Source organism: Alteromonas sp. Cnat2-8 (assembly GCF_022348355.1).
Classification (GTDB): Bacteria; Pseudomonadota; Gammaproteobacteria; order Enterobacterales; family Alteromonadaceae; genus Alteromonas; species Alteromonas macleodii.
Map to the genome: position 1 here is coordinate 55,717 of NZ_JAKREX010000002.1, position 11,856 is coordinate 67,572.

The 11,856-nt window shown below is 44.1% G+C and carries 7 protein-coding genes; 3 read left to right on the forward strand and 4 right to left on the reverse strand.

The genetic code is table 11. The annotated features are described in order from the left end of the window. The first annotated feature begins 22 nt into the window (after window positions 1-22). The 3 genes from MHN00_RS04505 to MHN00_RS04515 are packed head-to-tail and all read left to right on the forward strand — an operon-like array spanning window position 23 to window position 5,778. On the forward strand, window positions 23-2,119 hold the full coding sequence (locus MHN00_RS04505; RefSeq protein ID WP_239300425.1) for a 4Fe-4S binding protein: 2,097 nt from the start codon (window positions 23-25) through the stop codon (window positions 2,117-2,119). Next, on the forward strand, window positions 2,088-3,278 hold the full coding sequence (gene nosP / locus MHN00_RS04510) for a nitric oxide-sensing protein NosP (RefSeq protein WP_014980253.1): 1,191 nt from the start codon (window positions 2,088-2,090) through the stop codon (window positions 3,276-3,278). The genes MHN00_RS04505 and nosP overlap by 32 nt, the downstream gene beginning before the upstream one ends. Further along, window positions 3,265-5,778: an ATP-binding protein gene (locus MHN00_RS04515; protein ID WP_156086929.1), complete on the forward strand. Its 2,514-nt coding sequence runs from the start codon at window positions 3,265-3,267 to the stop codon at window positions 5,776-5,778. Before nosP ends, MHN00_RS04515 begins: the two co-directional genes overlap by 14 nt. A gap of 56 nt (window positions 5,779-5,834) precedes the next feature. On the opposite strand, the gene MHN00_RS04520 is transcribed toward MHN00_RS04515, so the two are convergent. The 4 genes from MHN00_RS04520 to MHN00_RS04535 form a co-directional block, all read right to left on the reverse strand. Continuing rightward, complete coding sequence (locus MHN00_RS04520) at window positions 5,835-6,494, reverse strand: response regulator transcription factor (protein WP_014950680.1); 660 nt, start codon at window positions 6,492-6,494, stop codon at window positions 5,835-5,837. Between the two features lie 272 nt (window positions 6,495-6,766). After that, on the reverse strand, window positions 6,767-7,627 hold the full coding sequence (locus tag MHN00_RS04525; protein ID WP_239300427.1) for a hypothetical protein: 861 nt from the start codon (window positions 7,625-7,627) through the stop codon (window positions 6,767-6,769). 200 nt (window positions 7,628-7,827) lie between these two features. Further along, complete coding sequence (locus MHN00_RS04530; RefSeq protein ID WP_014980250.1) at window positions 7,828-9,057, reverse strand: porin; 1,230 nt, start codon at window positions 9,055-9,057, stop codon at window positions 7,828-7,830. Window positions 9,058-9,338: 281 nt separating this feature from the next. Continuing rightward, entirely contained in the window at window positions 9,339-11,831 is a 2,493-nt protein-coding gene (locus MHN00_RS04535; RefSeq protein ID WP_239300429.1) for a TonB-dependent receptor, read from the reverse strand. Window positions 11,832-11,856 lie beyond the last annotated feature (25 nt).

Below are 11,856 nucleotides of genomic sequence, written 5' to 3' on the forward strand. Positions count from 1 at the left end.
CCTACCGCCGCCCGCTACTTTTATGCGCATCGCATTTTCCTCAATCATTTTCTTGCTGTTTCTCTGCACCAATGTGTTGGCGCAGTCTGACGCGACAGACATTCCACAAGACATTTATAAAATATTTCCCAATGCTACACGCGTGGGGGAGATGCACACTGACATCAAGGTAACCCCGGTCTATCAGCTTCAGCAACTACTCGGATATGTTTTTGAGTCGAATGACTTTGTCGACTTCATAGGCTTTTCAGGCAAACCAGTTAATGTAGTGATTGGGTTAGACACACAAGGCAATGTGGTCGATCTTTTCGTCAAGCAGCATAGCGAGCCGATTTTTTTGCACGGGCTTGGCGAGAAATCCATGTTTGATTTCGTTGCTCAATATCAAGGGCACAGTGTCAAAGAACGTTTTATCATTGGTGGTAAAAGCAATGTAGGCAAAGACGCTACCTACTTTGATGGGGTTACGAAAGCCACCGTATCGGTGCTGGTTATCAATGATACCATCGTGACATCTGCATTAGCCGTTGCCAGAGCTAAGCTCGATGGCTTTGTTGCGCCTAGCAACAATATTATCAATCCAGACTTTTACGAACCTCTTACTTTTAGCGAATTGGTGGACAAGGGCTACATTCAAAAGCACCAGATTACTCAGCAAAATACCGAAGGGCTTTCGAGAGAAGTGGTTCGGGCGGTTGACGATATTCAAAGCGAGTTTGCTCTTGATGGTGACATCATTGCCGAACACTACTATGCGTTTTTAAGTCTTCCTATTGTGGGGAAAAACCTGCTAGATGAAGAGGAATTTGCTCGGTTACAGGAAAATCTAAATCCGGGTGAAATGGCACTGATGGTACTGAATACGAAAGGGTTCAGTTTTATCAGCGATGAGTTTATTCCCCAAACCACTCCTGAGCATTTACGGGTATCTCAAGGCGGCTTTCCCACAGCTATCCGCGATATCGATTTTTATAGCTTCTATGACCCAGCATTTTCACAAGCATTGCCCGACTACAACGAGATCAAAGTACTTCGAGTAAAATCGAAAGGTGGGCTGTCACTTGACCAAGAAATGGAAATAGCGATTAGTGTGCCGTTTAAGCCGAGTTTCTTCGAGCAAGATGAGCATCTGTTCCCTTTGAAAGTGACACTGCCTAGTGAACTATTTATGGAAAATCCTGAGGCTCAGTTAGCGAAGCCCATTCCGTTGTGGCAGAAAATTTGGAGGGACAGAACCTTAACGATAAGCATCACAGTTGTTTATCTTGTAGCGCTGTCGTTGTTTTTTGCATTCCAGCAAAGGCTAACGCCTTACACCAAGTTTGTGCATACAGTGCGGGCATTTTCCCTTGTGTTCGTGCTGTTTTTTATTGGCTTTTACGCTCAAGGGCAACTGTCTGTTGTCAACATATACACGCTGCTACTGGATATTGTCGACGGATTTTCCTTAGAGGTATATCTTCTCGACCCGGTCATTTTTATTTTGTGGAGCTTTGTATTTGTCTCGTTGTTTATCGTTGGGCGGGGACTATTTTGCGGCTGGCTTTGCCCCTTCGGAGCACTCCAGGAAATGATGGGAATACTGGCTGAAAAGCTCAGGATAAAACAAATTAGAATTAAGCCACAGCACCACAAACGGGCACAAAAAATTAAATATGGGTTGCTTATAGGGCTTGTTGCGTGCTCATTTTATTCGCTAAACCTTGCAGAGAAGCTCGCTGAGATAGAGCCGTTCAAAACGTCCATAACCCTACACTTTGTTCGATATTGGCCTTTTGTACTGTATTCGGTTTTATTGCTGCTACTTAGTTTAAAAATTCATAAAGTGTACTGCCGCTATTTATGTCCGTTGGGAGCGGGGCTTGCCATTTTGGGGCGTTTCCCTTTAGTTAAATTGCTTACACGTAAAGATGCCTGTGGTAATCCGTGTCAGCTGTGCAAACAAAAGAAATGTGGTATTGATGCTATAGAACAAGACGGCAGCATTGACTATGCTGAATGTATTCAGTGCCTTGAGTGTGTGGTTACGTTAGATAACCCTGACTTGTGCAAAATCGATAAATATAAAAAGAAAAAGGTGCCAACGCGTGTCAAAAACCTCAATCCTGTCCGCACTTAGTCAACCTGCTAATAGCAAGGTTAACGATGACAACCATTCTAGTTTATACGGTGCTAAAGAAGCCTGCCGTGATGTGGCCAATGAGATTTTAGCCAACGTTAAGTGCGATGAAATAGAGCTATTACTCTTTCATACCAGCACGCTGTTTGACTTAGACACCGTAGCAAAGGAAATCTCCGCACGTTTTCCGCACGTGAATATTGTTGGCTGCACCAGTGCTGGAGAGTTTAATAAAAATGGGTACGGAACAGAAAAACTTTTGGCCGTCGCGTTTTTGAAAAACGAATTTTCTATTGCCACAGCATTGGTGCCTAATTTAGGCGAAGTAAACTTTGATGAAGCCCACGATATTGCTAGTGGTTTGCGCCGAGCCTTACAGGGGAGGGAGCGTCGTTACGATACAGAGCAGCACTTCGTTATTTCTGTGCTCGATGGACTTACCCGCCATGAGGAACATTTTCTAGAAACCTTTGCGACCGCATTTGGCAATATTCCACACTTAGGCGGTAGCGCTGGCGACGATTTAAAGCTTGAAGCCACCTATGTGTTTTACAACGGTGAATTTCATCGAGACGCAGCAGTACTGCTGCTTGTTGGCACGGGAAAGCCCTTCACCGTGTTCTCCATTGATCACATTAACTCTCCCGTATCGAAGCTGGTGGTCACCCACGCCGACCCTGAATCGCGAACCGTGTATGAAATAAACGGTGAACCTGCTGCGCAGTATTACGCCAGTTTATTGGGAATGAAAGCTGAAGACTTAACGCCGGATGTGTTTTCCATGTTTCCCCTTGCAGTGATGGTAGGTGGCAAATATTTCATCCGCTCTATTCAAAAAGTAGATTTGGCCACTAACGCCATTACCTTTTACTGCGCGGTAGATATTGGCATTATTCTTACATTTGTTCAGCTGGGTGACTGCATTGAAGCATTAGAAAGTAAACTAGACAAGCTGCGCGCTCAGCTTGGCGAGCCCGAATTTGTCTATGCTTGCGATTGCTTTTTGCGAAGGCTCGAAATTCAACAGGGCAAAAACGACCACGAAATAAGACGGCTACAGCAAAGGTACAATGTCGCGGGCTTCAATGCCTATGGCGAGCATATTCACTCGGTTCACTTGAACCAAACGTTTACGGGGGTGTATTTTGCAGCCCAATAATCAATTTACCGACGTGGAAGCGCTCCAAAAGGCCCTTTACGAGCAACGGCGTGAAAACGAAAAGCTTGAGAAAATAAACGCAGCGCTGATGTATCGCATGGAAGAGGGCGGTTTTAATCATCACAGCTACCGCGCCTTCGAACATTCGGTTCAACTTTCTGAAAAAGTGAGTCAGAAAACCGAAGAACTGCAGTCAGTACTGCAAAAGCTGGAGCAGTCAAACGCCGAACTGGTGCGGGCTCACGAAGAAACCCATCAGGTTAAACAGCGTTTACACGACGCCATTGAAAGCACTAATCAGGCGATGGTGTTGCTAGATAGACTGGGCGGGATCATCTTCTTTAATCGGCACTTTGAAACTGTTTGGGATGACCTTTCCATTACCCCTAAAATTGGCGATAACTATTACGATATCACCCAAGCTGCCAAGCATTCCGGGGTTATTCGCCGTGCCCTGCCTGCTGATGTCGAAGGCAGGATGATCTATCAGTTGTCGAACCGGCGATGGTATCAGCTGACCAATCGACCCACGCAAGAAGGCGGGAACGTTATTCTGTTTAACGACATCACTGAAGTAAAACTGCTTGAATCGAATCGTTACGAGCAAGTCATTAAAGAGAAAAACAAGCTGTTGCAAAGCCTTATCGATAATATTGATGTTGGAATATTGCTCATTGATAAAGAAGGTGGCATTGCGTTTTGGAATAACACGTTTTTGACCCAGTCAAACGTGCCCCAGCACGTACTGGTAAACAGTAAGAATATTTATGCCCTTCAAAATAACCGTCACTGGAGCGGGCTCAACCTAAACCCGGTGGGGCCAAGTACCCAGATTATACACGAGCAATTGGTGGTTGAACGCAACATCACTACACTGCCCGACGGCAATACGCTGTGCACGTTCACCAATGTTACATCGCAGCATCACTACGCAGAAACGCTGAAGCAAAACGAAAGCTGGATCCGCATGATAACCGATAATGTACCGGCGCTTATTGCTTACATTGGTACCGATAAAAAGTTTCAATACACCAATAAAGGTTATCGCGATTGGTATGGCGTTAGTGAGCAAGACATTAATGATATGCCTATGGACCGAAGCCATCTGAAAGAGGTTTACCCCAATCTTATTCAGTACTTGCGCCGTGTTAACCAAGGCGAAGTGGTGAGCTTTCAAAGCAAAGAAAAAAATGCTCATGGCGACGTTGGCTTTTTACAGAAAGTTTATTTGCCTCATTTCAATGAATCTGGCGATATCACCGGGCACTTTGTCTTGGCAACAGACGTGTCGCAGCAGGTAGAAAGCCAACTCCAGCTTAAAGCGGCTAAAGACCAATTAGAATCGAATGTAGAAAAGCGTACCCGTGAACTCAATCACGCCAACATCGCCCTTCAAGAAGCGATTGATTCAAAGAGCAAATTTTTGGCTGCTATTAGCCACGATCTTATGCAGCCCCTTAGCGCTGCCATCTTGTTCAACGAAACATTGAAAGATCAAGTGGATAGTTCATCCAGCCCCATTGTTGCCGCCCTCGATAATTCACTGTCTGATTTACATGGCCTTATTCGCACGCTTATTGAAACATCCAAACTGGACGCTGGGGTGTTACAGCCCGATAAGCAGCAAGAAAATGTATTGCCGTTACTTATGCAGCTAGCCGAAGAGTTTACGCATATCAGTAAAGACTACAGTGTAGATTTTCGCTATCGCTTGAAAGAAGCCTTCGTGGTGACAGACGTGAACTTACTTTCTCGAATATTGCGAAATTTATTAATAAATGCAATGAAATACGGTGCCAACGGCAAGGTGTTACTGGCAGCACGAAAGGTGAATGAGAACCTAGAAATTAGCATCTATGATCAAGGTGTGGGTATAAGCGAAGACGATCAGAAAGTTATTTTTAAAGAGTTTTCCAGATTAGAAAACGATTTTAACTACTCTTACAGTTTGGGTCTGGGATTATACATTGTAGATAAAATGAGTAAGTTGCTAGAGCACGATATTCGAGTGCGCTCGAAAGAGGGCGTAGGCGCATGTTTCACGGTGACCATTCCTATTACCGAAGTGTGTGATACGAGTCAGGAACAAGACTATCTTTATACTTTGGAGCCATCGTTACCAGATTACGTTTTGGATAAGCATATATGGCACATTGATAACGATGCGAATATGCGCATTGCTATGCAAACGTTGTTCGCAAACTGGGACATGGAAGTAGACACTTTCTCAGGTTTTGAACAATGCAGTGCTGTAAATAATGGCAGTTTTGACGAGTGCGACATGCTTATTGTCGATTACCACCTAGATGAAGAAGAAACCGGTTTAGACATTGCGAAACGCGTAAGAAAAATCGCGCCTTCAATGCCCATTATGATTTGCACCGCTAATCACTCAAAAGCATTAGCGAATGAACTTGAAGGCACCGACATTCAGCTGCTGCACAAACCTGTTAACTCCGCGGTGCTGAAGGCGGCGCTAGTCTCAAGTTTGAATGGCTAAAAGTAAACGTGTCTAAGACCTATTAATCTTCGGTGCACAGCAAAGATCAACAGATCTTAATTAAATACGTACTGGTTAAAGTCGATATTCGCGGCACTGGCCACAACCTTTACTCGGTTGCTGGCGCCTAATTTTTTAAGAATAGATGAGACGTGAGACTTAACCGTGGTTTCAGAAATATTAAGCTCGTAGGCAATAACTTTATTGGCTAACCCTTGAGTTAGATATTTCAGTACGGTCAGCTCTTTTCGTGTTAATGAACGAATTTGCTCCGGCGAAATACCGTTGTCATTGGTCATGCGTGTTCTGGTAGACGGCGTTCTCAATATCTCTGATGGTAAACACACGTTCCCTTCAAAAATACTCTCGATAGATGTGGCGATTTCTTCAATCTTGCTGCTTTTTGAAATAAAGCCAACGGCACCATAAGAAATGGTTTGCAGTATATTTTGCTTTTCCGTTTCAGCGGAAATAATCACTACAGGTACGTTAGGGTGTTGGTTTCGAATTTCTAAAAGTCCGTTTAGGCCACAGGTTTCCGGCATATTTAAATCAAGCATGATTAAGTCGAACTTCGCGTCTTGCTCTAGCAACGTTAACGCTTCAGAAATTGAATTGGCTTCGAGGGTTTCTGAGTCGGGAAACTTTTTCCCTAAGATAGTAATCATTGCGTGACGAAAAATAGGGTGGTCGTCAATTATCAAGATACGGTGCATGGTCTTTCCCTCAGCTAAAAAAGCGACATTTGCCGCTGGCCTTGTGACTTATTTGGGCTGGCGTTTTATTCACACATAAGCCTTGTAGTAAGACAAAATTATGGCGTAAATGAAACGCTTCAAAGTGACCAAGTTCCCCGAAATATTAAAAGCTAAACAGTCACTTCACGTGTTTACAATGTTAACATTAATATAACATTAAATCAGGCCTAATAAGACCAATGGCTTATAATAAAAAAGCACGTAAGACCAGTACTGACGGGACTTTCGTTCTATAACTCGTCAAGTAACTGCCTTCTTTTTTCGGCGTATTCTGTTTCGCTAATTAGGTTTGCCTTTTTTAGTGCGTCTAACCGTTTAAAACGAGCAACGATATCGTTCTCTGCTGGTAAGGGGGCCGAGCCAGCTACGTCTTTCTTACTGGGAGTGTTTTCCCTATTCGCTGGGGAAAGTGTTTCCTTTTCTAAAGGTGCTTCAAATGCCAGCTGAGTCGGTGCGACCACCCAATCGAAGCGACTTTTCGTTTTTAGTTCTATACCAGGTGCGGAAAAAGAGAGTGGGGAATCGAATGAGAACTTTGCTTGTTTCCGGTTACCAAAATCAAAGTCGTATTTTACCAAGCCCTGAGAAGTAGGATCATAAGCCATTTCGTAGGCTTTATTGGCTACTTTATCGAACTCGCCAATAAGAATATTGAGCTGGTCGTCTGCAACGAAAATACTGCCTGCAACGTAATACGTTTGGGTTTTAAGGCCTGCCAAATAGCGCTTCTCTTTACTAAGGGCAAAAATTACGTCTTGCTGAGCAGTCGCTGTTCGCAGCGCCTCAGGCAGATAGGCGGCAAGTAACGTAACTTGTTCGTTGGAAAAAAGCGGTGTTGACGTATTTTTGTTCTTAACCACCTGAATAGCGCTAAGTATGGCGGATACATCCTGCTCTTGCAGCGTAAAGGGGTGCTGGTTGGCACGCATGTCACTGTCTGTTTCGTTTTGCTTTTCAACAAGGCGAATAAAGTTGTTTTTGTCCTCCTGAAATATGACCTGTGCGTCTGCGATATGTACTGTCGTTATGAAGAGTAGGGCTAACAGAATGGGTTGAGCTGAACGTAATGAAAATAGAGATATATTTTTCATGATCTTTCCTTTTTCAATAGGAAAAGCGAGAGTGAATCTCGCTTTTTTATGTCATATCTTTTAGCTTAATTTTAATTTCTTATTTAAGTGTAAAATTAATCAGTTTTTTATCATTAATTAAATGAATCGAGTAATTTTTAAATTTCAGAGTAATTAGATATAAGTTCAATGTTAAAATATGACTGATTTTTAATTCTCAATTAAAAGAACACAGTGCCACCTAGTTGAATTAGGGTTAAGTCTTCTGCGCTGTTATAAATTCCTTGCGCAGATTCTGAACCATCAATATCTAAACTTAGGTTTTCGTATTTCGCGTACACCAAGAAGCGCGATCCAAAATATTGTTCTGCTGCAACGCCCCACTGACTAAGCTCTGAACCGGTAACGCCATCTAAATGAGCCATGCCGTATTGGTCGTTATAACTGGCATATTCAGCATAGAAAGCAGAATCACCAAAGCGATTAAACTGTTTTCTAATGCCTGCTTTAAAGTAATAGGCATCCGTATCGTCACCCGACCCAACAATCGCGTCGTCAGCCTCTTCCATCTGATAAGTGGCTACCCCAAATACACCTGACTCAATATGCATGAGCCCTGCTTGCAGTTGTAGCGTAGTTGAACTGTTGCCCCCAACATTGCTACCGCCATCTTTATTCACTGAGTAACCAGCATGAAGGTTAGTTTTGAAGCCTTCGTGCTCAGCCGCATACTTAACCGCAATATCGTAAATTTCGTCGTTTGCATAACCTACTGCAATACTCACGTTGCCCATTTGAGGGAGATCGTAGCGCACACCGTTGCGATATATGCCGTTACAGTCAATACCAATACCCAAGCCAGGCGTAGCTAAGCACTGAGCAAATTGACCCCACGCGACATTGGTTGAACCTTCTTCTACGCCTCGAATAAAGAAGCCATTTGCTCTAAATAATGGAGAAATTCCCGACCAGATTGTGCCAGAAGGATCAGCTAGAACGGCAATGTTATCGGTGGGAAGGCTTTGTAAACCAATGGTGATTTTACCCCAGTCGCCACCAAAGTAGAGGCTACTGCCCAACAGGCCTATGTCGCCGCCGTTGAAGGTGTCTAAGTTATCCTGATTGGCAAACAAAAGCGGGGTTTGATGGCCACCACCGGCGTAGTTCGGTGCGCCTGAAAGAGGTTCAATAATGACCTCAAAGCCCACGTCCATGCCTTGTTCTTCCAGTTTATAATTTCCTGAAAGCGTAATACGGCTGCCTAGCGTTGTACCGTTGTCTGAAAGTTGTGCCACATCACTACCTACACCGTCGTCGTAATAGGTTAAGCCTTCATTTATCCATCCAGAGATATTCCATGAATAGGGCTCGTCTTGGGCAAAACTATGGCTACTGACTGTGCTTAAAATGGCAATAGATAAACAGGTTTTTGTAAATGTATTCTTTTTCATTTTACTGTCCCAATTTTGGTAGTGTTGATTAATTACAGTGGCTTTTTGTTTTTATTTTTGACTGGTTTTAATACTTTCGGTGTCCAGTAAATTGATAATAGGTTCTATTGAATTTTGAACCATCGGCCGTAAGGCGTGTTAATCTCCTTCTTTAGTAGCGGGAAAATTAAATGTAAAAATCATAAAAAACGCGACTACTGTGAAAAAGTAAGTCGCGTTTTTTTGATTTTTGTTCAGCTTTTGTGTGGATAAAAGCGCGTGTGGTAACAACTGCTATCTGATTAGAATCTCGCTTTTAGATTTACACTGACCATTCGCGGTTGTGCGGGGCCCACGAACTCTGCACCTTCTACGTCGGGATAAATGTCTTCTAATACCTCATCAGCCTCGCCATACGTGCCAAAGGTTTCATAGTCTTTGTCGAACACATTGTTCACATGTAGCGATGCGGTAAATGTGTCGTTGAAACGGTACGATGCATAAATGTTTGCAATAACGTATCCGTCAATCTTTTCATTTTCGTTAGCCTCATCGCCCCTAAAGTACTGACTAGATGCTGAAATAACTTCTGCCCCCAAACGCGCTTTATCCGTTAAGGCGTAATCTGCATAGAGCTTGACTAGATGCTCTGGCTGGCCTGGAATTTTGTCACCTGGTGTTACGAGTCTGTCTGGACCCTGAGGGTTAAAGGGGCTAAACGACGTGAATGTCGATTCGTAGGTTGCGTTAAGATAGTTGTAGTTTAACCGGTAGGTTAGTTTTTCCCACGTTGAGCCTACGCTGAATTCAACGCCCTGACGCTGGGTTTCATCAACGTTAATAAAGTATCCGCGAGAGGCAACAGAGCCTGCTTGTTGGAAGATAATGTCATCCTTACTTCTACTGTGAAAAACATTTAGCATCAGGTCGATGTTATCAATGCGTGTGGTGTAGTTCGCTTCAATAGTTTGGGTGACCACCTGATCAAGAGGAGGATCGGCCACAAAACCGTTCGGTAAGCGGCACGGGTCGTCTTCATCTGCACAGCTTAACTCTGCTGGGCTTGGCGTTCTTGAAGACTGGCTGATTGCAAGATTCAACTGGCTTTGCTCATCAATAGTAATGTCTACACCTACCGCTGGGTTAAATTGGGTAAAACGGTGATTGCCGTCCAATGAACCTTCACCGTCATCAATCAGGTCTTCCATAACAATATGGTCTCGGTTAAAACGTCCACCAAGATTGAGTGATACGGCTGAAGAGAGCTGTGTACTATTCATGAAAAATAGCGACCATGCGGTGGTGTCTACATCTAATCTAACCCTGGCTTCTTGTGCCATGAGCCCGTCGATGGGTAAAACGGTGCGTGAGTCTTGTGCAGATTCGTTTTCCAAAATACCAAATGTAGTATCAGCGGCGTAGTTAACATCTCCTTTGGTGTAGCTGGCACCAACAATTAATTCTGAACTGAAGCCGCTTAAGGCATATTGTTTTGCTAGCTGAAAAGATAACCCAGTAGCTTTGGCGTCTGTGCGACCCGTGTTGTATGTTCCATCAAGTTCATCTGCGTCCACATCTGATATTTCGGCAAGCGCGGTGTCGTCATCAAAGCCAATAAATTCAACCGCTTCTATATCGTCGCCTTCTCCTACAACAGGCAAATCATCATCGTCATCATCGTCGTCGCCATCACCATCATGCGGAGCATCATCATCATCGTCGTCATCATCTTCAAATTCACACAGTGTTACGCGTCCATCAGCGAACTGGCAGGCACCAAAATCACTGTCATCGCCGTTGATTGATTGAGTTTGTGTGTCGCGATAAAACATATTGGCGGTTAAGGATAAGGTGTCAGTTAAAACGAAATCACCGGTTATATTAACGTGCGTAAGTTCGTTGTTGGTCTGATCGGGGTGGGTGTAGACCGCTTCTCTGCCTTCAATATCCAGCAGTTCAATAGGTGACGCACCATTCCCGAGTAACTCGTTATCGGCCATAAAGAGGTTCATGTCGAGATGCATTTTGTCACTTTTATAGGCAAGCGATGTAAATACTTGCTGCACTTCAGATGGCGAATAGTCGCGCCAGCCATCTTCCTCATAGTGATTCAGGTTTACATAATACGCCCAGTGATCGTTATGACCACCCGATTCCACAGACGCGGCTTTCTGGCCGAATTGTCCAGCCTGTAAATCTATTTCGTTGGCGTTGAAGCTAAACCCTGTTTTCGTTCTTAGCGCAAGGGCGCCGCCTAGCGTGTTTTGGCCAAACAGAGGGTTTGAACCAGAGTACAAAGAAACGGTATCTATAGCATCTAGAGGCATTAGGTCCCAATGCACAGTATCGCCAAACGCTTCATTAACCCGACCGCCGTTCAAGTACACCGAAATGCCCTGAGGTAGGCCAAGCAGCGGAGAGGCAGTAAACCCGCGGTATTGCAGATCGGGTTGGAACGGATTGTTTTGAACATCGTTTAGGTTCACGCTTGCCAACTGAGTTTTGAGTAGCTCCGGTAGTGAACGGTTGACGCTCCCTTCAATATCGTCTTGAGTGAGTGTCTGAACGTTACCAAATACAGCAGAGTTATTGCTGTTGGCACTAAGCGGTGTCGCTCCCTGTACCTCTATAACCTCGTAGTGGTCCATTGCATCGTTAGCTTCTGCAGCAGAGCTAAACGCATAGGTTACAGCGCTTGCAATAATCGCAAGAGCAAATGGTGAACGGGCAAGTTGATGTGTTGGGGATTGTGCAACGTTTTGGCTAGAGCTTTTAGTAGAAATTCGCGTAGGCATGGTCTTGACTGCTTCGTTATTATTT

Excerpts from the sequence above, each read along its gene's own strand:
- MHN00_RS04505 (WP_239300425.1), top strand. The coding sequence starts at position 23 with ATGCGCATCGCATTTTCCTCAATCATTTTCTTGCTGTTTCTCTGCACC.
- MHN00_RS04520 (WP_014950680.1), bottom strand. The coding sequence starts at position 6,494 with ATGCACCGTATCTTGATAATTGACGACCACCCTATTTTTCGTCACGCA.
- MHN00_RS04525 (WP_239300427.1), bottom strand. The coding sequence starts at position 7,627 with ATGAAAAATATATCTCTATTTTCATTACGTTCAGCTCAACCCATTCTG.
- MHN00_RS04530 (WP_014980250.1), bottom strand. The coding sequence starts at position 9,057 with ATGAAAAAGAATACATTTACAAAAACCTGTTTATCTATTGCCATTTTA.
- MHN00_RS04535 (WP_239300429.1), bottom strand. The coding sequence starts at position 11,831 with ATGCCTACGCGAATTTCTACTAAAAGCTCTAGCCAAAACGTTGCACAA.